The 22,397-nt window shown below is 64.5% G+C and carries 18 protein-coding genes; 6 read left to right on the top strand and 12 right to left on the bottom strand.

Features of this window, described 5'->3' with window-relative positions:
• Window positions 1-107 precede the first annotated feature (107 nt).
• A complete protein-coding gene (locus F9929_RS08990; protein WP_152046234.1) occupies window positions 108-1,625 on the bottom strand; it encodes an oligosaccharide flippase family protein in 1,518 nt (505 codons plus the stop codon).
• Window positions 1,626-2,204: 579 nt separating this feature from the next.
• Here F9929_RS08990 and F9929_RS08985 point away from each other — a divergent pair.
• From F9929_RS08985 to F9929_RS08975, 3 genes are all read left to right on the top strand, one after another.
• Entirely contained in the window at window positions 2,205-3,311 is a 1,107-nt protein-coding gene (locus tag F9929_RS08985; protein ID WP_193227672.1) for a glycosyltransferase family 4 protein, read from the top strand.
• A 70-nt stretch (window positions 3,312-3,381) separates the two neighbouring features.
• Window positions 3,382-4,491, top strand: coding sequence for an NAD(P)/FAD-dependent oxidoreductase (locus tag F9929_RS08980; protein WP_152046232.1), 1,110 nt, complete (start codon window positions 3,382-3,384; stop codon window positions 4,489-4,491).
• A gap of 348 nt (window positions 4,492-4,839) precedes the next feature.
• Window positions 4,840-5,727, top strand: a complete 888-nt coding sequence (locus F9929_RS08975) for a hypothetical protein (protein ID WP_152046231.1) — start codon at window positions 4,840-4,842, stop codon at window positions 5,725-5,727.
• 42 nt (window positions 5,728-5,769) lie between these two features.
• Here F9929_RS08975 and rfbC read toward each other — a convergent pair whose 3' ends face one another.
• Genes rfbC through F9929_RS08955 form a run of 4 tightly spaced genes read right to left on the bottom strand, consistent with a single transcriptional unit; the run spans window position 5,770 to window position 9,496 of the window.
• Complete coding sequence (gene rfbC, locus F9929_RS08970) at window positions 5,770-6,318, bottom strand: dTDP-4-dehydrorhamnose 3,5-epimerase (RefSeq protein WP_152046230.1); 549 nt, start codon at window positions 6,316-6,318, stop codon at window positions 5,770-5,772.
• Window positions 6,315-7,664, bottom strand: a complete 1,350-nt coding sequence (locus tag F9929_RS08965; RefSeq protein WP_152046229.1) for an NAD(P)H-dependent oxidoreductase — start codon at window positions 7,662-7,664, stop codon at window positions 6,315-6,317. Before F9929_RS08965 ends, rfbC begins: the two co-directional genes overlap by 4 nt.
• A gap of 6 nt (window positions 7,665-7,670) precedes the next feature.
• A complete protein-coding gene (rfbF, locus tag F9929_RS08960; RefSeq protein WP_152046228.1) occupies window positions 7,671-8,447 on the bottom strand; it encodes a glucose-1-phosphate cytidylyltransferase in 777 nt (258 codons plus the stop codon).
• Window positions 8,444-9,496: an NAD-dependent epimerase/dehydratase family protein gene (locus F9929_RS08955; protein ID WP_152046227.1), complete on the bottom strand. Its 1,053-nt coding sequence runs from the start codon at window positions 9,494-9,496 to the stop codon at window positions 8,444-8,446. Before F9929_RS08955 ends, rfbF begins: the two co-directional genes overlap by 4 nt.
• A gap of 583 nt (window positions 9,497-10,079) precedes the next feature.
• Here F9929_RS08955 and F9929_RS08950 point away from each other — a divergent pair.
• On the top strand, window positions 10,080-11,393 hold the full coding sequence (locus tag F9929_RS08950) for a polysaccharide biosynthesis/export family protein (RefSeq protein ID WP_193227671.1): 1,314 nt from the start codon (window positions 10,080-10,082) through the stop codon (window positions 11,391-11,393).
• A 55-nt stretch (window positions 11,394-11,448) separates the two neighbouring features.
• On the opposite strand, the gene F9929_RS08945 is transcribed toward F9929_RS08950, so the two are convergent.
• The 7 genes from F9929_RS08945 to F9929_RS08915 all read right to left on the bottom strand — a co-directional run bounded on the left by F9929_RS08945 (window position 11,449) and on the right by F9929_RS08915 (window position 18,730).
• Window positions 11,449-12,837 carry an FGGY-family carbohydrate kinase gene (locus F9929_RS08945; protein WP_152046225.1) on the bottom strand — a complete coding sequence of 463 codons (1,389 nt, stop codon included), beginning with the start codon at window positions 12,835-12,837 and terminating at the stop codon, window positions 11,449-11,451.
• Window positions 12,834-13,157, bottom strand: a complete 324-nt coding sequence (rhaM, locus tag F9929_RS08940; RefSeq protein ID WP_152046224.1) for an L-rhamnose mutarotase — start codon at window positions 13,155-13,157, stop codon at window positions 12,834-12,836. The genes F9929_RS08945 and rhaM overlap by 4 nt, the downstream gene beginning before the upstream one ends.
• The gene (locus F9929_RS08935) at window positions 13,154-14,194 is read right to left on the bottom strand and encodes an ABC transporter permease (RefSeq protein ID WP_152046523.1); all 1,041 of its coding nucleotides are present in this window, start codon (window positions 14,192-14,194) and stop codon (window positions 13,154-13,156) included. The genes rhaM and F9929_RS08935 overlap by 4 nt, the downstream gene beginning before the upstream one ends.
• Window positions 14,195-14,196: 2 nt before the next feature.
• Window positions 14,197-15,189: an ABC transporter permease gene (locus tag F9929_RS08930; RefSeq protein ID WP_152046522.1), complete on the bottom strand. Its 993-nt coding sequence runs from the start codon at window positions 15,187-15,189 to the stop codon at window positions 14,197-14,199.
• 5 nt (window positions 15,190-15,194) lie between these two features.
• Window positions 15,195-16,742, bottom strand: coding sequence for a sugar ABC transporter ATP-binding protein (locus tag F9929_RS08925; RefSeq protein ID WP_152046223.1), 1,548 nt, complete (start codon window positions 16,740-16,742; stop codon window positions 15,195-15,197).
• A gap of 107 nt (window positions 16,743-16,849) precedes the next feature.
• Complete coding sequence (rhaS, locus tag F9929_RS08920) at window positions 16,850-17,851, bottom strand: rhamnose ABC transporter substrate-binding protein (protein WP_152046222.1); 1,002 nt, start codon at window positions 17,849-17,851, stop codon at window positions 16,850-16,852.
• A 69-nt stretch (window positions 17,852-17,920) separates the two neighbouring features.
• Window positions 17,921-18,730 (bottom strand): DeoR/GlpR family DNA-binding transcription regulator, encoded by an 810-nt coding sequence (locus tag F9929_RS08915; RefSeq protein ID WP_152046221.1) that lies wholly within the window; start codon window positions 18,728-18,730, stop codon window positions 17,921-17,923.
• Window positions 18,731-18,920: 190 nt separating this feature from the next.
• Here F9929_RS08915 and F9929_RS08910 point away from each other — a divergent pair, with 190 nt between their 5' ends.
• Together F9929_RS08910 and rhaI are read left to right on the top strand one after the other, a co-directional pair.
• Complete coding sequence (locus F9929_RS08910) at window positions 18,921-21,023, top strand: bifunctional rhamnulose-1-phosphate aldolase/short-chain dehydrogenase (protein WP_152046220.1); 2,103 nt, start codon at window positions 18,921-18,923, stop codon at window positions 21,021-21,023.
• 66 nt (window positions 21,024-21,089) lie between these two features.
• Window positions 21,090-22,388 (top strand): L-rhamnose catabolism isomerase, encoded by a 1,299-nt coding sequence (rhaI, locus tag F9929_RS08905; RefSeq protein ID WP_152046219.1) that lies wholly within the window; start codon window positions 21,090-21,092, stop codon window positions 22,386-22,388.
• Window positions 22,389-22,397: the final 9 nt, after the last annotated feature.

Genomic DNA, 22,397 nt, shown 5'->3' with positions numbered 1-22,397 from the left:
TTGCTTTGCTTCTAAGACAAAGTAATTTGACGCTGGATAGGCAAGGATAACATTCGCGTCAACGCCGCGGCAATCTGTTCTTGCCGTTTTTCAGGTGCGGCTGCCGATCATTCATGGTTGGTAGCCCGCCGGCGCCGGGCGATCGTCATCGCGCGGGTGCGAAGATGATCGAGAGTTCTCATGACGACGGTCTCGATGCCGTTGGGGCAGCCGACGGCGTACCAGCTCGCGAGAATCATCACCCAAAAGAGCGTCATTCCGAGGAGGCCGACGACGAGCGAGCCCAGTACCAGTTGCGGCGACAAGGGCATGCCGGCCAGCAAGGGCCGGACGGCGAGCAGGCAAACCGCCATGATTGCCGCGCAGCAGGCGGGGCGGACAAGCGCCCGGAGCTGCGCGACGATGCCCATCCCGATAAGGCGCCTGACGATCACGACATTGGCGGCATAGGCGGCTATGCCCGCCAGTGCCCTGGCCACCAGCGCTCCCTCGATGCCGTAATAGATGACGCCGATCAGGGTCGCCGGGGTCTTCACGGCCATTTCCACCGCCACGCGCGCCGCGCCATAGCGCGTGCGGTCGAGCGCCACGACGAGCGGCCCGAGGATCAGCAGCGGCAGGCTGAGGAGACCGATAAGAGCGAGGCTGGTGAGAAACGGCGTTGCCGCCAGCCATTTTTCACCCACGACGATGCGAAGGGCAGGCTCGGCCAGAGCCGCCAGACCGATCAGAAGCGGGGCCGCGACGATCACGACGGCTTCCGTTGCGCTGCGATAAGCGGCGATGCGCTCCTCGTTCGTGGAAAGCTTGGTGAACGCTGCGCTCAAGGGCCGGATCAAGGGCACGACGAAGGTCTGCTGGATGATGCCCGCCAGCGTATCGGCGACACCGAAGGCGCCGAACAGCGAAAGACTCGTGTAGCGCGGAAGAAGCAGGCGGTCGAACTGCCAGTTGAAGGCGCTGATGGTCTGGGACAAGGTGTTCCAGCCGATCATGTCCTGATAGATCTTCCATTCGGAAAGCGTCAGGCGGGGCGCCAGCGGCGCCAGAACATAGGACAGGGCCGTCGACATCAGCGGGCCGGCGACCGTCCCGGCCGCCAAAGCCCAGTAACTGCCCGTCCAGATGGCGAGGCTCGTGGACACGACGAGGGTGCAAAGCTTGCCGGCGATGTCGATGGTGAATTCCCGGCGAAAGTCGAACTCGCGCATGAAGACGACAAGCTTCGGACTGACGAGACCGCGCAACGCCGGGGCCAGCGATAAGGCTGCGATCAGCGGAAACAAGGCGGGATTTTCGTAGTAGATCGAGAGCGGCCATGCCGCGACGACCATGATGGCGCCGATCGCCACGCTGCGCATGAGGCCGAGAGTCAGCGCCGTGTCGAACATCGGCTTCGTCAGCGTCGGCTGGCGGATCAGCGCTTGGTTCAGCGGCAGTTCGAGGATCGCCTCCACGAGCGAAAGAACGGTCGTCGCGACGGCGACCATGCCGAAATCGGCGGGCGTGAGAATGCGCGCCAGGATCAGCAGGCTGGCAAGGTCGATGATGCGGGCGATGAATCGTCCGCCGACCGCCCATATGCTCGCAAGGGCGGCCTTGTGAGTGAGGCTCGGCGACGCCATCGTTCTTTTTCGTCTCCTTGCGGCTTTCGCCCCAAGGGCGATGCGGCCGGCGCACGCAATCGTGGAACGGTGACCCGCGCGTTGATTCATGCGCCGCTGCCCGGTTCGGGCTGCCGACCGCTTGTAGGCGGACGCGGAGCCGAACGCCATCGTCCCGATCATCGCAGACTTGGAGGCAGCGAGTGATTTCGCTTGATTATCGGATTATGGTTCACGGTCGTTCCGCTGGGCCGGATCTTTCTTTCCGGCCCCGGAACACGTTTCCAAGCGCTCCGCGCTTTGCTTTTGTCCTTGCAAGACCTGGTGAATTTACCTTCGATTCAAACGTCGCTTCCCAACGGGCGCTCGAACTTGCATGACAGGAACGCATCTGCGAACCATTCCCGCCGGGAAACAGGGCCGACGTCGTGCCGCACGTTGCAGACTGTTCTTCGCCTCCGATCTGTTGCCTCGGCCCCTTTGGTCGCGCGCAGGATCGTCGGAAGCGCTTGCTTCGGCAAAAGCTGATCGGGCATGGAAGCTGGAGTGGCGGTCCAGGCAGGGCGGTCGCGCTTCGAGCGCCGGAGATTTGGATACGGAATGGATATCGTCTTCAACGGCAAGTTTCTGACCAGCGCCCCGACCGGCGTGCACCGCGTCGCCGGCGAGATCATTCTCGCCTTGGACGAGATCCTGGCCAAGGACAAGGACGTGGCGTCGAGGGTGTCGGCCGAACTGTTGATGCCGGAAGCCGAAACGCACGACCTTTCCTTGTCGCGGATTGCCAGCACGAAAAGCGGCCGGCTCAGCGGATATTTGCGGAACATCCTGTGGGAGCAGGTCGAATTGCCGAGGCTGGCGCGGGGACGCACGCTTGTCAGCCTTTGCAACATCAGCCCGCTCGCCTATTCGAACTCCGTCATGATGATGCATGACGCGCAGGTTTATTCGACGCCTCAGTCCTATTCCAAGGGCTTCCGCCTTTGGTACAAGACGAACTTCCCCGTGGCGGCGAAGCGGGGCCGCCTGGTTCTGACCGTTTCGGAATATTCCAAGTCCCAGCTCGTGCATTACGGCATCGCGAAGCCGGAAAAGATCGTCGTGGTTCCCAATGGCTGCGACCATATCCTGCGCGTCGTGCCGCAGGCTGGCTATCCGGCGTCGGTCGGGCTCGAGGGCCGGAACTTCGTTCTCGCTCTCGCCAATACGCAGGCGCACAAGAACGTGCGCATCCTCATTGAGGCCTTCTCCGATCCCGCTCTCGCCGACGTGGAGCTCGTCCTGTTCGGGGCGGCAGGCCGGGCCGATTTCGAGAAGGAAGGCGTCCAAGCGGGGCCAAACGTGCGCTTTCTCGGCCGGATCAGCGATGGGGAACTTGCCGCCCTTTTCGGGCAGGCCAAGGCCTTCGCGTGTCCCTCCCTCACCGAAGGCTTCGGCCTGCCGCCCCTTGAAGCCATGCTTCTCGGCTGCCCGGCCATCATCGCGCCCTGCGGCGCTTTACCGGAAGTCTGCGGCGATGCGGCTTTGATCGCCGACCCTCACCGCGCGAGCGAATGGACGAGCGCCATTCGCCGCCTCGTCGACGACGTGCCTTTTCGCGAGGAGATGCGGCGGAAGGGGCTCGACCAGGCGCGCGGCTTCACCTGGGAGCGCGCGGCTCGGACGATGCTCAAGGCGATCGAGGCCTCGAAACCTGCGAGGGGCTAGAAACGGCGCCTTTTTGTTCATCCCAGCAGTGCCGAGCGTCGGCACGCCGGCTTTTCGAAAGGAATCTTCCATGGCGGATGTGGATGCCGTCGTCGTCGGCGCGGGTGTTGTCGGTCTGGCGATCGGCGCGGCTTTGGCCCGGTCCGGGCGCGAATGCCTGATTCTGGACGGAGAGCGCTCCTTCGGTTCCTGGACGAGTTCGCGCAACAGCGAAGTGATCCATGCCGGCATCTATTATTCGGGCTTGCCGTTGAAGGAGCGGCTTTGCGTGCGCGGTCGCGAGCTGCTCTACGCCTTTTGCGAAAGCCACCAAGTGCCCTTCAAGCGGATCGGCAAGCTGATCTTCGCCGCGACGCCCGACCAGGGCGCCGATCTCGATCGGATCGTCCGCAATGCCGAAGCCGCCAGCGTTCGCGATCTGCGACGTCTGACGGGCGCCGAAGCACGCGCTCTCGAACCCGAACTCGACTGCGCCGAGGCGCTTTTGTCGCCTTCCACCGGCATCGTCGACGCCCACGACTACATGACGGCTCTTCTGGCCGAAGCCGAAGCGCATGGCGCGCGCTTCGTCGGGCTCACCTCCGTCGAGGGCCTGTCGCAGGTCAAAAACGAATGGGAACTGAGGATCGGGGAGGATCGCGTCACCGCATCCTTCGTGGTCAATGCCGCCGGCCTTGCGGCCCATCGCCTGGCGGAGCGCACCGAAGGCCTCGGTGAGGCGTTCGTGCCGCACGTGCGTTACGCCCGCGGCAACTATTTCGCCTATGGCGGGCGGCTGCCTTTCTCCCATCTCATCTACCCGATTCCGGTTCCGGGCGGGCTTGGAACGCACTTGACCTTCGACATGGGCGGAGCCGGGCGCTTCGGTCCTGATGTCGAATGGATCGAGGCCGTCGACTACACCGTGGACGCGGGACGCCGGGAATCTTTCGTGGAAGCGGCGCGCAAGATCTGGGGACGGATCGACCCGGACAGGATGGTGCCCGCTTATTCAGGAATTCGCGCCAAGCTTTCCGGTCCTGGCGAGCCTGCAGCGGATTTCCGCATCGACGGGCCGGAGGCGCATTCGCTGCCGGGGCTCGTCAATCTCTTCGGGATCGAGTCGCCCGGCCTGACGTCGTCGCTCGCCATTGCCGAACTCGTCATGGCCAAGCTCGGACTCGCCGATCAGGTGGCGTGAAGCCACGAAGCGTCGCCTCTGGCTAACGCCCCCTGTCCGGCGAGAGGTCGGGGTTTCTTGTTCGGCGGACATTCGTAGACTCTTCATGCCGATGCATTATTGAAAGGCTGATTTCCGCGCGATGCGAAGCCCCAAGCGGGTTCGGCGTCGCTCGAAGGATGCGTCGGCTTTTCATGACATAGAGTCAGGTAGGTTTTGGAGCCCCGGCTCAGTCGCGATGTCTGGATGAAAATCGGATTTGTTAGTAATGGCGACAGATCCAAGTGGAAAGCGGCATCAATGGATTGAAGATATCCATGTGTCGCGTCTATAGGAAAAGCACAAGATTCCGCGTGCGATCCCGATGACATGGTTGCCGAACTCAAATTCGATTATCGGATGCGTGACCTTTTGAAGAAGATTTGGAATTGGACAGAGCGCTCAGATGCGCCTGCAGCAACGGTCGTCACGGCCGAACAGGATCTTTCGAGTTATTTGGAATTCTATAGGACCATGGAAAGGAAGTACCTTTCCTTTTTTCTTCGTCATCCACGCCGATCCATTCGCGCAATCCAGAACGTGCTGCGGTTGCCTGTTGTGGACGCTTCGCTATCGGAATGTTCCCAGGGAAAAACGATCCACGAAGCCCTGACCAAGCGATTTTTCAAGAACACGGTCACCTTGGGCGCCACCGGCGCGTGCATCCTTCCCGTTCCCGATAAACCGGAAGCCTATAGCCAGGGTTCGAGCCGCCAGACCTTGCGCCGCAAGGCGAGGGCGGCGGTTGGTGCCGGCGTCACATGGCGGGCCGTTGACGACTGGGCCGAACAGGAGCGGCTCGTCGGGGTGCTGGAAGAGGCGTTGGAAAAGAAAGCCGATGCCCGTTATCGGCAGGTCGATGCGGACCACAAGTTTCTGATTGGCCTCGGCATGTGGACCGTCGCCTTCTCGCAGGACGGCGAGCCGTTGATGATCGCCGTCACGCCCCATGACGGACAATGGGCGGTTCTGACCGCCTTTCTGACGCTTGGCGACAGCAAGCAGCACTCGGATACGCGCTATTATCTGACCCAGATCGTGGTGGAGCGACTGTCGGCCAAAGGTGTCCGTTACCTGGCGGATACGCGCAGCCCCTTCGAGCTGGACAATGGCCTGCGGCATTTCCAGAGAATGCTGGGATTTCGGATCGTCCGCGTCCGAGTCGCGAAGAAGCGCGCGCAGTATCGCTACTCCAGCCTCGTCTGGAAGGTCTTCTAGAAGCGCACCGGAGAGGTTTCACGCCCCGGTGCGCGGGGATCGTCAGAGATCGGGGTGGTTCGTGCCGTCGAGAAGGGGCCAGTTGGCGTCCTTGTCGGAGATCACGCTGACGGGGAGGGGCCAGGAGATGCCGATCTTCGGGTCGCTGTAGCGCACGCCGCCTTCGACTGACGGCGTATAGGGCGCCGACACGAGATAGCTCACCTCGATATCGTCGGTCAGCGTCTGGAAGCCGTGGGCGAAGCCGCGCGGCACGTAGAGAAGGCGACGGTTCGCGGCCGACAGCTCGAAGCCCTGGTGCTTCAGATAGGTCGGGGAGTCCTTGCGCATGTCCACGATCACGTCGAGGATCGCGCCGCGAAGGCAGCGGATCAGTTTCACCTCGGCATGAGGCGGGCGCTGGAAATGCATGCCGCGGATCGTGCCCTTCTCCGCCGACACCGAAGCGTTCTGCTGGACGAAGCGGGTTTCGAGGCCCGCCGCGCCGAATTCGGCGTCGCAGAATGTGCGCCCGAACCAGCCGCGCTCGTCGCCGCGCGCCTCGATGTCGATGATACGCGCGTCCTTGAGTTCCGTTTCCTGGATGATCATGCGGCAGGTCCTGATGAAGAAGGGGCCGCGAAGCGTCGGCGCTGTTCGGAATAAAGCGCGTCCACGATCCGGCCCTCGGGAATGGAAACATCGGCGAAGCGAAGCGGGGTGTCCTTCGCCACCGGATGGCGCAGCGTCGCGCCGAGCGCGAGGCCGAGCGGCAGGAGGTCGTCCCGCTCGATCACGTCGGAATTCTCCGCCACGCCATAGGCCTCGTAGCCGCCGAACTCCTCGATGACCTCGCCGGCCGCCAGATCCTTCTTGGCGAGCGCGATCACCCCGACCTCGGGGCCGCCTCGGGGCGTCAGCACCGCGTCGCCGAAGAGAACCGCGCGGGCGATCGAGTTCGGCACCTCGAAATGGCAGAGATGGTAGGGCGTGTAGAAGCAGTAGAAGGGCCCGGTGCCGAGCTTGTAGAGATTGAGGAAGTGCTTCTGCACCGGGTCGTCATGGGTGCCGAGCACGAAAACGCCGGGGCCGGGGCGGGCGCCCACGACATAATCCACGAGGCCCGTCTCGGCGCCCTTCAGATGCTCGCCGAAGGCGGCCAGCGTTTCTTCCAAGGGCACGAGCGGGGCGGTAGGATCGCCGCCGGAGAAGTCCGGGCCGATCATGCCGCGCCGCGCCACGCGAAAGCCGGTGCCGTTGGCCACGATCGCCTGCTCGTAGGAGATCTTGGTGCCGTCCGCGAAGGACGCGACCATGGCGGGCTTCTGCCCCCATTTCTCGGCGAAGGGGCGCTGCGTCGTCGGATTGCGGTAGGGGTCGTGCAGGCCCTTGATGTTGCCGCAAAGAACCGGCGTCACCCCAAGGCCCGCGACGAAGCGGTAGAGGTTCATCTGGACGCCCGGCTGGTCGCCATCGGAGAAGCTGTAGATGACGCCCTTCTCGTCCGCCTTGTTCTTCAGGATCGGACCGACCGTGCCGTCCATTTCGGCATTCATGTGGACGACGTGCTTGCCCGCCTCGATGGCGCTGAGGACGACGCGCGCCGCGTAGTCGATGGAGCCCGTGACCTCGACCACGACGTCGACGCCCTCGGCGCTCGCCAAGCCTTCCGCATCCTCGGTCACGACGGGCCGGCCGTCAGTGATGGCGCGCTCGATCGCGCCGCGCCCATCAGCGACGGTCGGCTCGATGCCGATCTCGGAGAAGGCCTTCTGGGCAGGGCCGATATTGCGGTTGGCGACGCCGACGACGCGCATGCCCTTCATCGGCTTGCCGGCCGCAGACGTCATGATCTGGCGGACGATGCCCTTGCCCTGAAAGCCGGCGCCGACCAGCGCCACCCTGATCGGCCGGTTCTCGGCCTCGCGCTTTGCCAGCGCCGTATCGACGAGGATCACCGCCGCTTATCCCCACACCTTCCAGGGCGCCTTGCCCTTGGCCCACATTTCTTCCAGCACGTGCCGGTCGCGAAGCGAGTCCATGCTCTGCCAGAAGCCGTCATGCGCGTAGCTCGCCAGCTTGCCGCGCTCGATCATCCGCTCCATCGGCTCGCCTTCGAACACGGTGTCGTCGGCGTCGATGAGATCGATCATGCCCGGCTCGCACACGAAGAAGCCGCCATTGATGAGGCCGCCGTCATGCGCGCCCTTTTCGCGGAAGCCCTGGACGAGGTTCGTCTCGTCCTCGATGCGCAGCGCGCCGTAGCGGCCCGGCTGCACCACGGCTGTCATCGTGCAAAGGGCTTCGGCGGCGCGGTGGGTGTCGATCAGGGCGGGAATGTTCACGTTGCTGACGCCGTCGCCATAGGTCAGGCAGAAGGTATCGTCCCCCAGAAGATGGCGGGCGCGCCGGATACGGCCCCCGGTCATCGAGTTCATGCCCGTATCCACGACGGTGACGCGCCAGTCCTCGTTGACGGCGCTCGCCCACTGCACCTCGCCCGATTTCAGCTCGATGGTGAAATCGCTTTCGTTGGCGCGGTAGTTCAGGAAGTAGTCGCGGATATACTCGACCTTGTAGCCGCCCAGCACCACGAAGTCGCGCAAGCCGTGATGGGCGTAGAACTTCATGATGTGCCAGAGAATCGGACGTCCGCCGATCTCCACCATGGGTTTCGGTCGAACGGAGGTTTCCTCGCTCAGCCGGGTTCCGAAACCGCCTGCCAGAAGTGCGACCTTCATACCTTGTTCCCCTGCCATTCCAAGGCGCCGGACAAGCGGCCGGACGCGATATGTCCTTCCAGAACCTTCAGGCGGATCATCTTCGACTGCCGGAAGTCGGGATCGTTGAAGCCCATGGCGGTCAGCCCCGCGACGAGTTCGGCGATGGAATCGTCGAGCTTGACGCGCGGCTGGTGGTCGGGGGCCAGTTCCGCGTAGCGGGTGAAGTCCACCTTATAGGAGCGGCTGTCGACGGCCGCCGAGGTGTTGATCGAGATCCGCGTGCCGGGCACCTGACGCGCCACGGCTTCGGCGAGATCGCGAACCTGATAGTTCGCCGAGTCCGCGCCGGCATTGACCACGAGATAGTGCCCGCCATTGTCGCTTGCTCGCGTCGCGGCCCAGGCGATGGCGCGGGCCATGTCCTGCGTGTCGATCAGCGGGCGCCAGGGCGTGCCGTCGCTGAGCACCGTGATTTCGCCGGACGACAGGGCGCAGGCCACGAAGTCGTTCAGCACCAGATCGAGGCGAAGGCGCGGGGACATGCCGCAAGCGGTGGCGAAGCGCAGGCAGGTGACCGTCATGGAGCCGTCGATCCCGGCCAGCCCCTGTTCGGTGCCGACCTTGGACTTGGCATAGGCAGTCATCGGGTTCAGCGGATCGGTTTCTTTCCGCGAATCACCGGCGGCGACGCCGTAGACGCTGCAGCTCGACGCGAAAACGAAGTTCTTGACCCCGGCTGCGGCCGCCGCCTTTGCGATGGCGACGGAGGCTTCCTGGTTGATGTCGTGGGTGACCTGCTCGAACCGGCTGCCCATCGGGTCGTTCGACACGGCGGCCAGATGAATGACGGCGTCGCAGCCTTGCAGGAGTTCGGCGGGAATGGCGCGAACGTCGCCGAACCGCTGCTCGTTCAGAAGGCCTTCGGGAACGGCTTCCACGGCGGTCAGGCAATGAGCGAAGAAGGCCGAATCGTAGCCGACAAGCGTGGCGTCGGGATGGGCTCCGCGCAATTCCCGTATGACGGCGGGCCCGACATAGCCCATATTGCCGGTGATCAGAATTTTCATGGATGAGCTCTTTTCCACAAGCATAGACGGCGTGGCGATCTATCTACGCCAATCCGCGGAGGATCGCCCCAGAAAGTTGCGCATAGCCAATTCTTGGTAAATGGCAAAGGTGGTTATCGTCGAGATCATGGCGCGTTTCTCGCGCGGGCGTGGTTAACCTTGCGGAATGAAGTTTGTGGGTTTCGCTCCGCGACGCGAATTTTTCGGGTCGCGGGAAGTGTGGGTTAGCGGTTAAAGGTTCGATCCGAGACGCGCGGCGGTTGTCATGATGGACAATTCGTCATGCAGAAGCGATAGTATCGGCAATGATGGGTCATGCTGCCGTATTGGGGCCGACTTTCTCGACCATGCTGCCGTAACGACCACAGGCGGCTGAACTCGATGAGGTTTTCGGTCCGTGGCGGAAAATCGGGTGCCAAGCGCCCGTTCCCTATTCTTGAATTCGGGCGATGAACCGGTGGAGTTGAGTTTCCCCATGTCGGAATGGATGAAGGCGGTTTCGCGTTCGGTTCGTTTGGAGAGCGCCTTCGCCGGGGCAAGACCGGGGCAGGGCGCCGGCACCCGCCGAGGCGCAGCCGGTTTCTTGCTCGCTTCTTTCTGCGCGCTCGGTTTTACTTTGCCGGCCAATATGGCACAGGCTGCGCCCTATCGGATCGTTTCCGAAGACAAGATCATGCTGCGCGTCGTGGAATGGAGTTCCACCGAGGCCAAGTATCAGGCTTGGGAAGCCGTGAACGGCGAATACACCGTCGATGGTTCCGGGAATACCGCGATCCCGCTCGTCGGGGAGGTCAAGGCGCAGGGTCTCACCACCACCGAATTGTCCGCCGCGATTTCCGATGCTCTCAGCCGCAACGGCGGCTCGTCCATGCGGCCCTTCATTTCGATCGAGATCACCGAGCACGCACCGATCTACGTGGTCGGCACGGTCAAGACGCCGGGCAAGTTTCCCTTCGACGCTGACCTGACCGTGATGAAGGCGGTGAGCCTTGCCGGCGGCATCGAGAACCGCGGCGACAATATGTTCCTGAACTACGAGCGCGACCGCATCCAGGCGGCCGGCGCGGTGCGCACCGCCAGCATCGACCAGAGCGGCCTTCTGCTTCGCGCGGCGCGCCTTCGCGCCGAGATCGCCGGCCGCGATAGTTTCGATCTGCCCGACGAGATCAAGACCAGCCCGACGGCCGAAGCGCAGCTCGCCGACGAGCGCAACCTCATGCGCCTGCGCCGCGTGGAGCTGGAAAGCCAGATCCGCGCCGCAAACGACCTGAAGGAACTCTACACGCAGGAAATCGCGACGCTGCAAGCCAAGATCGTCACGCAGAACCGCCAGATCGAACTCGCCAACAACCTGATGAAGGCGGGCGAAAGCCTGGCCTCCAAGGGCCTGTCCATCAATTCGCGGCAATACGAACTCGAGCGCTCGCTCGCCGACGTGAAGAGCGGGCTGCTCGATCTCGAGATCGCGCTGACGAAGTCGCGCCAGTCGCTCGCCGAGAACAGCCGCGAGATCACGACCATCACCAACACGCGCAATGCCGAAAGCCAGCGGGAGTTGAACGAGGTCGAATTGGCGTTGCGCAAGGCGCAGCTCGATATGCAGGTCGCGCAGCTTCTGGCGAACCAGGCCGGCATCCAGGCCCAGCAGCTCCAGCTCGAAGAGCGGGACGTGCGCGAGATGCAGCCGGAGTTCGAGGTGGTGCGGCGCAACGCGGACGGCACCTATACGACGCTGACGGCGCAGGAAACCACCGAACTGCAGCCCCATGATCTCGTGAAGATCAAGTTCGGCTTCGGCCCGAACGGGGTCGGTACGTCGAGCGGCAGCGCGATGCGCGACGGCCCGCGCCTCAGCCAGACCGAGGGCGCGCCCCGCACCGCTTCCGACGGGTTCTGATCCTTGGAAATCCCAGCCCACCGGGCGGGTCGAAAGCTCCGCGCGGTGGGTTTTTCTATGCGGCCGCCGCCCGCCGCCATGCTTGGACATAGGTGTTGAGTGCCAGTGACACGGCGGCCCGCTCCGCCGGCGCCGGGCGTGTCGGCTCGGCCCTGATCGGTCCGCGCACTAGCAGCGCCGCGCCGGCCGTCGTGCCGGTCGCCCCGGACGCGCGCGAAACGGGCCGTCCGGTGACGGCTTCCAAGGCATTGAGAAACAGGGCGTTGCGCCCGAACGGGCCTTCCACGATCGTTGGCCCGTCCGCGCCGGTGAGGCGCAGCATCTCGCCTGCCACGGCTGCGCAATAAAGGCTCGCGACGGCGCAGCGTGCGCCGGGAGACAACGTGTCCGGATCGTGGCTCCAGCGACCCGATCCTTTCGGAAACGGCCCGGTGCCGGCGACGAAGGTCGGCAGGGCGAAAATTTGGGTTTCCAGCACCTCGGCGATCTCGGCCTCGGTCGGCTCGGCCGGATCGCCCCGCGTCAGAATGTCGAACTCGCGCCCGCCCATGAAACGGCCCGACAGGGCCGTTTGTCCGAAGGCGTCGAGATTGACGAGAAGGCCGTGGCCGGGCTCAATCTCGCGCGCCTTTCCGCCAACGGCGAAGGACACGACCCAGGTGCCCGTGGACAGAACCGTGAAGGGCGCTTCCCGTTGGAGAAGATAGGGAAGCAGCGAGGCGTTGGAATCGTGAATGCCGCAATGAACGGGAATGGTCTCGCCCGTCGCGCCGATGGCCTCTGCGATCTCAGGTCTCAGGGGGCCGAGCGCATCGAAGGCGCTGCGCATCGGCGGGAACAGGCGGCTCCAGCCACGGGCCTCGACCAGCGAGGAGGGTGCGCCGGCAAGCGGTGCCCAAAGATCGGTATGGCAGCCGGCCGAGGTGATCTCGTTCGCCGCGACCCCCGTCAGCTTCCAGGCCCAATATTGCGGCAGGAAAAGAAGGTGCCGCGCCTGCGCGAAATCGTCCGGAAAGCGCTGTTCCAGCCAGAAGAGCTGCGCCCCGACATTGAGCCCGTTCGGGAAAGGCGGCGAAAAGGTTTCGGAGAAGGGCGGGCGTGAAGCGTCGTAATCGGCGCGCGTTTCCTCAGGGCCCTCATGCTCGTAGTCGAGGATCGGCAGCGCGAGGTCGTTCTCGCCGACGAGGGTACAGGAGCCGCCATGGGCGGTGATCGAGATGGCCTCGATGCGACCTCGCGCCCTGAACTCCTTCAGCGCATCCTCAATGAAGGCGAACAAGGCGTCGGCATCGAAATGCGGGTAAGGACCATCGGTGCGGACCCGGTTCGGCGTGGTTCGCACGAGGAGGTCGGCACCCGCCTCCAGGTCGTGCAGCGCCACCTTGGCATTGGTCTTGCCGATGTCGATCACCGCCACGCGGCGGGCGGAGGAAGGGGCGCTCATGGAAGGTGGAACACGGTTTCGAGCGGGGTTGCGACCGGCTCGTTGTCCGCCTTCACCTCCATGATGTCGGCCATCATGTCCCACCAGCGCCGCATCACGGCATGGGTCGGCAGCGCGTCCATGCGGTGATCGAGGTCACGCCAGAGGACACCGAAGAGGTGGTTGGTTTCGCGGTCGAGATGGATCGAATAATCGCTGACGCCGGCGTCTTTCAGAAGGCTGACGAGTTCCGGCCAGATCTCGTCGTGGCGGCGGCGGTATTCCGCTTCCATGCCGCTTTTCAGCACCATGCGGAAGGCGATCTTCTCGGATGAGGTCATGCCCGGTTCCTTTTGAAGCGCGTGGCCAGCCGGGACAGGAGGACGGGCAGCGAGATCACGGCGATCAGGAGGAGGCCGATGAAGATGGACATGATGATGCCCGGCACGTTGAGGAGGCCGAGGCCGAAGGTGATGAGGCCCATCACGAAGGCGGCGAGAACGACGCCGGGGATCGAGCCCGAGCCGCCGTTGATCGAGATGCCGCCGAGGACGACCATGGTGATGATGTCGAGTTCCCAGCCGAGCGCGATGGAGGGCCGCGTCGAGCCGAGCCGGCTCGTCAGCATCACGGAGGCGAGCCCCGCTGCGAGCCCCGTCACCGCGAAGGCCAGGAACTTCATCCGCTCGACGCGCAGCCCCGAAAAGCGCGCCGCCGCCGGGTTGAAGCCGATGGCCCGCACCGAACGGCCGATCCTCGTCTTATGGAGAACCACGCCGGCGAGGACGGCCAGCCCGAGGAAGACCGTGAATTCGAAGGAAAGCCACTCCCACACATAGCCCTGCCCGAAATAATCGAAGCCTTCCGGGTAGTCGGTGAAAGCCCCGTCGCCGAGAATGGCATAGGCGAGGCCCCGGAAAAGGCTCATCGTGCCGATGGTGGCGACGATGGAAGGAAGGCCGAGCCGCGTTACAAGCAAGCCGTTGACGATCCCGCAGGCGAGGCCCGTGAGAATGCCCGCGATCGCCACTTCCGGCATGCCGGCGCCTGTGGAGGCGAGCCAGCCCATGACGGTGGAGGCGAGGGCGATGATGCCGGCCACCGAGATGTCGATCTCGCCGGTGAGGATCACGAAGGCCAGCGCCAAGGCGACGATCGCCTTTTCGGTGAAGTTGAAGGTTGCGTCCGAGATGTTCCAGATGTCGAGGAAATAGGGGGAAGCGAGGGAGTTCGCCGCAAAGATCGCCAGGAACAGAAGGAAAAGCAGCGCTTCCCAGCTCGTCGCGAGGTTGCTCGCCCGAGAGCGGCCGCGATCGGGCAAGCGACGGGGACCGGGCTCGGCGGGTTTGGCAAGGGTCGCCGGCGCGGTGTCGGTCATCGTCATGCCCTGGCTCCCCGGATGGCGTCCACTTTACGCAGGATGACGCGGCCGCGCGTGCGCTCGGCGCGGGTGTTGAGGGTGACGGCCGCGATGATGATGCCCCCTGAGATCGCCATCTGCCAGAAGGGCGAAACGCCGATCACCGGCAGCGCGTTCTTCAGGATGCCGAGGAAAAGGGCGCCGAGAACCGCGCCCCCGACCGAGCCGATGCCGCCGGCGATCGACACGCCGCCGATGACGCAGGCCGCGATCACGTCGAGCTCGAAGCCGGAGGCCACATCCACATAGGCGACGGCAAAGCGCGACACCCAGAGATAACCGCAGAGACCCGCCAGCGCGCCCGACAAGCAGAAGGCGAAAAAGGTGGTGCGCCCGGTGTCGATGCCGGCATAGGTGGCAGCGGTCGGGTTGCCGCCGGTGGCGTAGAGCGCGCGGCCGAAGCTCGTTCGTCCGAACAGAACCCACGCGGCGAGGACGACGACGACCGCGATCCAGGCGAGAACGGGGAAGCCGAGGATCTGGTGACGCGGCAGGCTGAGGAAGGTTTCCGACATCTGGAAGGTGTTGATCCAGGCGCCGCCCGACAGAACGAAGGCGAGGCCGCGATAAATGGTGAGCGTGCCGAGGGTCACGACGATGGCGGGCAGCTTCAACCGCCACACGAGGAGGCCGTTGATCGAGCCGAGCACCAGACCCATGCACAAGCAGAAGAGAACGAGAAGGGGCACGGGAAGGCCGGGGAAGTTGGCGTTCAGCATCGCCGCGGCCATGCCGGTGAAGGCGAGGTTGGCGGCCACCGACAGGTCCACCGAGCGCGTCATGATCACGGCGGCCTGTCCGAGTGCCAGGATCACCAGGATCGAGGTGTCGGTGAAGATCGCCGCGAGATTGGCGGGCGCCGCGAAGTCGGAGCGCGCGCCCGACACGCCGAGGAGAAGCAGCGCGATGGCGAGAACGAGCAGAAGCTCGCGGACCTTCAGGAGGGTTTTCACAAGGCTCATGCCGCGATCTCCTCCGCATTGCCGGTCGCCGCGCGCACCAGAACCTCCGGCGATAGGCCGGCCCGGTCCCAGGTGCCGATCTGCCGGCCTTCGCGAAACACCGTGACGCGGTCGCTCATGCCGAGAATCTCAGGGAGTTCGGAGGACACCATGAGAACGGCCAAGCCCTCGGCGGCGAGTTCCGAGATGAAGGCGTGGACGGCGGCCTTCGAGCCGATGTCGATGCCTTTGGTGGGCTCGTCGAGAATGATGACCTTCGGCTTCGTGGCGAGCCACTTGCCGATCACCACCTTCTGCTGGTTGCCGCCGGAAAGGTTGCCGACCGGCTGGTCGAGGGCGCTCGCGCGAAGGTCCAGGCGCTCGGCATATTTGCGGGCGAGCGCGAATTCGTCCGCCATCTTCAGGAAGCCCTTGCGCGACACGGTGCCGAGGGACGCGAGCGTCACGTTCTCGAAGATCGGCATGGCGAGAACCGCGCCGTGCCGGCCGCGCTCCTCCGGCACGTAGACGAGTCCGGCCTCGATGGCCTGTGCCGCCGAGCGGATGCGGGTTACCCGGCCATCGATCGTGAGCGTCCCGCGCGAGGGCTTCGTCACGCCGAAGAGCGATTGGCAGAATTCCGAGCGCCCGGCGCCGACCAATCCGTAAAGGCCGAGGATTTCGCCGCGCCGCAGATTCAGCGAGATGCCGTCGAACTCGGTTGGATGCGAATAATCCGCAACGTCCAGCACCGTTTCGCCGGGCCGGACCTCGATTTTCGGAAAGGCGACATCCACCGAGCGTCCGACCATCAAGCGCACGATCGAGGCCTGATCGGTTTCGGCCAGGACGCCCGCGCCGACCGACTGCCCGTCGCGGAACACGGCGTAGTCGTCGGCGATGCGAAATACTTCCTCGAACTTGTGGCTGATGAAGAGGATTGCGGTGCCCTTGGCCTTCAGGCGCTCCACGATGGTGAAGAGCTCTTCCGTTTCCTTCTGCGACAGAGCTGCGGTCGGCTCGTCCATGATCACGACGCGCGCTTCGACCGACAGCGCGCGTGCGACGGCGACGAGATGGCGCTGGCCGATGGAAAGGTCCTTCAACCGCGTGCGGGGACCGAAGGGCGCGTCGAGCGAATGGAGAATGGCGGCAGCGCGTGCGTTCACCGCCTTCCAGTCGACGAGGCCGAGGCGGGTCTTCGGCGTGTGGCCGAGATAGATATTCTCGGCGACGGACAGCTCGTCGAACAGCACCGTTTCCTGATGGATGGCGGTGATGCCGGCGCGTTCCGCGTCGTGCGAATTGTCGAAGCGGGTCGGCGTCCCGTCGATGAGGATTTCGCCGCCATCGGCGCGGTAAAGGCCGGTCATGGTCTTCACCAGCGTCGATTTCCCCGCCCCGTTCTCGCCGATCAGCGCGGTGACGCGGCCGGGATGGAGCTTGAGATCGACGTCCGACAGGGCGCGCACGCCCGGAAAGACCTTGGTGATCTTCCTCATTTCGAGAATGGGGCGCATTTCGAGAATGGGTGGCGTGTCGGCGATGGGGGCGGCAGGTGTCATGGATATCTGTCCCGGACGGACGGCATCATGGGCGAAGGACGCCAGCCCCTTCCCGGCCGTGCCGGGAAAGGGTTGCGTTCTTCTCGAAGCCTTCGTTCTTCCGACGATCAGAAGATCTTGGAGAACTGATCGATGTTCGATGCGTCGTAGGTGAAGGGCACGGACATGGCTGCTTCGCCGCCTTCGCCGATCGTGATCTCGCCCATGCGCCCGGCGGCGAGCTTGTCGCCGGCCTTCACTTGGCTCTGGTCCTTCTTCACGAGGTCGGAAGCGAGCATGGCGGCGGAATAGCCGAGATCGATCGGGTTCCAGATGGCGAAGCTCTTGGACGCGCCGGACTTGATCGCGCCCGCCATTTCGGAGGGAAGGCCGAGACCCGTCACATGGACCTCGCCGATCTTGCCGGCATCCTTCACGGCCTGCGCCGCCGCGACGATGCCGACCGAGGTCGGCGCGACGATGACCTTCACTTCCGGATGGCTCTTCAGAAGCGCCTGCGTTTCGCGATAGCTCTTGTCCGACAGGTCGTCGCCGTAAACGGTGGCCACGAGCTTCAGGCCCGGAAACTTCGGCATCGCCTTCTTCATTTCGGCGATCCAGATGTTCTGGTTGGTCGAGGTCGCCGTCGCCGACAGGATGGCGATCTCGCCCTTGCCCTCGGGAAGCGCGTCGGCCGCGAGCTTCAGGCAGGTCTCGCCGATCAGCGGGTTGGACGAGGGGTTGAGCTGCAGGATGCGGCCGGCCGGGGCGACGCCCGAATCGAAGGAGATGACCTTGATGCCGCGCTGCATCGCCTTCTTCAGGGCCGGCACGAGGGCGTCGGGGTCGTTGGCGGAAACGGCGATGGCGTCCACCTTCTGCGAGATCAGCGAATTGATGACCTCGATCTGGCCTTCCGCCGTGGTGGAGGTCGGGCCGGTATAGATGATCTCGGTGCCGCCGATCTCCTTGGCCGCTTCCTCCGCGCCCTTGTTGGCGGCGTCGAAGAAGCCGTTGCCGAGCGATTTCACGACGAGCGCGATGCGCGTGTCGGCGGCCTGCGCCGCGGTGCCTGCCATCAGGCTGGCGGCCAGCGCCGCCAGGACGGCCATGCGTTTGAAACTGGTCATGCTTGTTTCCTCCCGATTGAGCGAATGTTCGAATGCCGCCGGGCCTCCCCCTTTGCGGCACTTATTCTGTCAGGCGGCGAAGGCCTCGCCGCCGTCCGAATTCCTGTGGCGCTCGGCCACCACGAGGCGCACGCCCGCCGCCTCGATCATCTGCGCCGCCGCGTCCTCGATGTTCTCGTCCGTCACGATCACGGACACGCGCGACAAGGGCGCGACGATCATGGAGGAGCGGGCGCGGAACTTGGAGGAATCGGCCAGAACCACGATCTCGTCCGATTGGCGCATCAGGCGCTGCTCGGACTGGACGATCAAGGGGTCCGCCTCGCCGATGCCCAGACTCGAAATGGCGCGGCAGCCCATGAACATCTTCTGCGCGGCGAAATTGGCGATGCCGTCCGTTTCAAACGGGCTGATGATGAGGCCCTGCTCGCGATAGATCGCGCCCGCCGGCACCAGAACCGTGCATTTGGCGTGGCGGATCAGATGCTCGGCGATCTGAAACGAATTCGTCATCACCTGGATTTTCTGGGTCGTGAGGTGATGCACCATCTGGAAGGTCGTGGTGCCGCCGTTGATGACGATCGAGTCGCCTTCCGCGCAAAGCGCCACAGCGGCCTTGGCGATCAGCCGCTTTTCCGAGCGCTTCAGCGCTTCCGACGCCACGAGCGAGGGGCCGCCGATCCGGCCGTAGGGCGATGCGTTCAAGGCTTCGGCCCCGCCGCGCACGCGTTTCAACCGCTTTTCCAGGGCGAGCGCCGCGATGTCGCGCCGGATCGTCGCCTCGGAAGCGCCCGTCAGTTCCGCCAACTCGCCGACGCCCGCCACCGACCGTCCCTGAACGGCGCTGAGGATGATGCGATGTCGTTCGAGCTCGTGCATTCGTGGCTGTCTCCCAACGCCGACAATCGCGACCGAAACGAAAACTGTCAATCAGCTTCGATCATTTTCTTGCAGTGCAGTGCAACATAAGCACGATCATGATCGAATTTGTTGACAGATGATCGAAGTTGCCGCATCCATCACGCCAATCCTGCGCCGCTCACGCCGCGCCGGCTCCTGGGGAGGAATCATGTCCGCGAACAGTGATGGAAGCCGCGTCCGCAACCTGTGGGACAAGGCCAAGGCCGCCACGCTCGATGAGCCGGGCCTACTGCTTTACCGCTCGAACCTGCTCGGTTCCGACAAGCGAATCACCAATTACGGCGGCGGCAACACCTCCGCCAAGGTCACCCATCGCGACCCCCTGACGGGCGAGGACGTGACCGTTCTTTGGGTGAAGGGCTCTGGCGGCGACGTCGGCACGATCAAGCTCGACGGCTTCGCGACGCTCTACCAGGACAAGCTGAACAAGCTTCGCGACATCTATCGGGGCGAAGCGCACGAGGACGAGATGGTGGGCTACCTGCCCCACTGCACCTTCAACCTCAATCCGCGCGCCGCCTCCATCGACACGCCGCTCCACGCCTATCTGCCCTACCGCCACGTCGACCACATGCACCCGGACGCGGTGATCGCCATCGCGGCGACCGAGAACGGGCGCGAGATCACGAGCCAAGTCTACGGCGACGAGATCGGCTGGCTCGAATGGCGCCGGCCCGGCTTCGAGCTCGGCCTCGAACTTTCGCGCTTCGCGGCCGAGCACCCCGATGCCAAGGGCGTGGTTCTGGGCTCCCACGGTCTCTTCACCTGGGGGGATACGGCGGAGGAGGCCTACGAGACGACGCTTCGCATCATCAACCGCGCCATCGAATGGTTCGAGAGCGAGTTGTCGGGCAAGCCGGCCTTCGGCGGCGAAGCGGTGGCCTCGATGCCGTCCGAAAAGCGCCGCGAGGTCGCGGGCAAGCTCATGCCGGCGATCCGCAGCCATATCGGCACGGCGGAAGCCAAGGTCGGCCATTTCGACGACTCGGCTGCCGTGCTCGAATTTGTCGGTTCCAAGAACCTTCGAAGCCTCGCCGCGCTCGGCACGTCCTGCCCGGACCATTTCCTGCGCACCAAGATCCGCCCGCTGGTTCTCGACTTCGATCCGGCTGGCGGAGACATCGACACGCTCTTGGTCGGCCTTGAATCGAGTATCGCCGCTTACCGCGCCGATTACGCCGCTTATTACGAACGCTGCCGCCACGACAATTCGCCGGCGATCCGCGATCCGAACGCGGTGATCTATCTCGTGCCGGGCGTCGGCATGATCTCGTTCGCCAAGGACAAGGCGACGGCGCGCATCGCGGGCGAGTTCTACGTCAACGCCATCAACGTCATGCGCGGGGCCTCCGGCGTCGATACCTACCAAGGCCTGCCCGAGCAGGAGGCCTTCGACATCGAATACTGGCTTCTGGAGGAGGCCAAGCTCCAGCGCATGCCCAAAGCCAAGCCCTTGCAGGGCCGCGTCGCGCTCGTCACCGGCGGGGCCGGCGGCATCGGCCGGGCGATTGCCGCGCGATTCTTAAGCGAAGGCGCCTGCGTGGTGCTCGCCGATATCGACGCTTCGGCCCTGGAAAGCGCCAAGGCCGACTTCGCCAAGAGTTTCGGCAGCGACCAGGTGCGAACCGTCAACATGAACGTGACCGCCGAGGGTGAGGTGGCCAAGAGCTTCTCCGACGCCGTGGTGGAATATGGCGGGCTCGACATCCTCGTCTCGAATGCCGGCATCGCCTCCGCGTCGCCGGTGGAGGACACGACGCTGGAGATCTGGGACAAGAACATCTCGATTCTTGCGACCGGCTATTTCCTTGTTTCACGTGAAGCCTTCCGCTTGTTCCGCCGCCAGAAGCTCGGCGGGTCGATCGTCTTCATCTCCTCCAAGAACGGGCTCGCGGCCTCCGCTGGCGCATCGGCCTATTGCACGGCCAAAGCCGCCGAGATTCATCTGGCGCGCTGCCTGGCGCTCGAAGGGGCGGAAGCCGGCATCCGCGTCAACACGGTGAACCCGGACGCGGTTCTGCGCGGCTCCAAGATCTGGAGCGGCGAATGGCGCGAACAGCGCGCCGCCTCCTCCCGGATCGAGATGAGCGAATTGGAAGAGCACTACCGCAACCGCTCGCTCCTGAAGCGCTCGGTGTTTCCCGAGGACATCGCGGAAGCCGTCTACTTCTTCGCGTCCGACATTTCCGCCAAGTCCACCGGCAACATCGTCAATGTCGATGCCGGCAACGCGGTGAGCTTCACGCGCTGAAGCCTCGTGCCCTCCCGGACCAGGGAGGGCATTCATCCGAACCGGCGGAAGGGAGGATCTGCCACCATGACCACGTCACCCATCGACCAGAGCGTGATCGAGCGCCACAACGCGGCGCGCTCCAAGGATCAGGCCAGCGACTATGCGAGCCTTGGGGAGAAGCTCGCGCGGCGCGGGATCGACATCGACGCGATCACCGAAAAGGTCGCAGAGTTCACCGTCGCGGTTCCGTCCTGGGGCACGGGCACGGGCGGCACGCGCTTCGCCCGTTTTCCCGGCCGGGGCGAGCCGCGGGGCATCTTCGAGAAGCTGACGGATTGCGCCGTGATCCAGGCGCTCGGCCGCGCTTCGCCCGGCGTGTCGCTGCATATCCCCTGGGACAAGGCGGACCCGACTGAACTGAAGGCCCATGCCGATGCGCTCGGCCTTCATTTCGATGCGATGAACTCCAACACCTTCCAGGATCATCCGGGCGATCCCCGCCAGCCGTTGTCCTATAAATACGGCTCGCTCTCCCACGCCGACCCGGCCGTGCGCCGGCAGGCGGTCGAGCACAATCTCGAAACGGTGGCCATCGGCGACAAGCTCGGCTCCAAGGCCATCACGGTCTGGATCGGCGACGGCGCGAACTTCGCCGGCCAGAGCGATCTGTCGCGCTCTTTCGAGCGCTATCTGGAATCCATGAAGGCGATCACGGCCGGCCTGCCGGCGGATTGGCGCATCTTCTCCGAACACAAGATGTACGAGCCGGCCTTTTATTCCACCGTCGTTTCGGACTGGGGCACGAGCCTCATGACGGCACAGGAACTGGGCGAAAAGGCCTTCTGCCTCGTGGATCTCGGCCACCACGCGCCGAACGTCAATATCGAGCAGATCGTTGCGCGCCTCATCCGGGCGGGCAAGCTCGGCGGCTTCCATTTCAACGACTCGAAATACGGCGACGACGATCTCGACGCCGGCTCCATCGACCCCTTCCGCCTGTTCCTCGTCTTCAACGAACTCGTCGCGGCGGGCGAGGCCTTGGACCGGCTGAGCCCCGCCCACATGATCGACCAGTCGCACAACGTCACCGATCCGATCGAAAGCCTCATCCGCTCGGGCGCCGAAATCCGCCGCGCCTATGCGCAGGCGCTTCTGGTGGATCGCGCGAAGCTTGCCGAATACCAGGACAGCAACGACGTCCTCTTGGCGTCCGAAACCTTGAAGAACGCCTTCCGCACCGATGTCGAGCCGATCCTCGCGGAGGCCCGTCTTCGCCATGGCGGTGCGATCGACCCGATTGCAGCCTTCCGCGAGAGCGGCTACCGGGACAAGGTCGCGAACGAGCGGCCAGCGTCGGTTTCCGGGGGAGGGGGAATTGTCTGAGAAGGCACG

Origin of the sequence: Aureimonas psammosilenae (assembly GCF_009176975.1) — a bacterium.
GTDB lineage: Bacteria > Pseudomonadota > Alphaproteobacteria > Rhizobiales > Rhizobiaceae > Plantimonas > Plantimonas psammosilenae.
The sequence above is the reverse complement of the archived record's forward strand: the minus strand, read 5'-3'. Positions and strand labels throughout refer to the sequence as shown.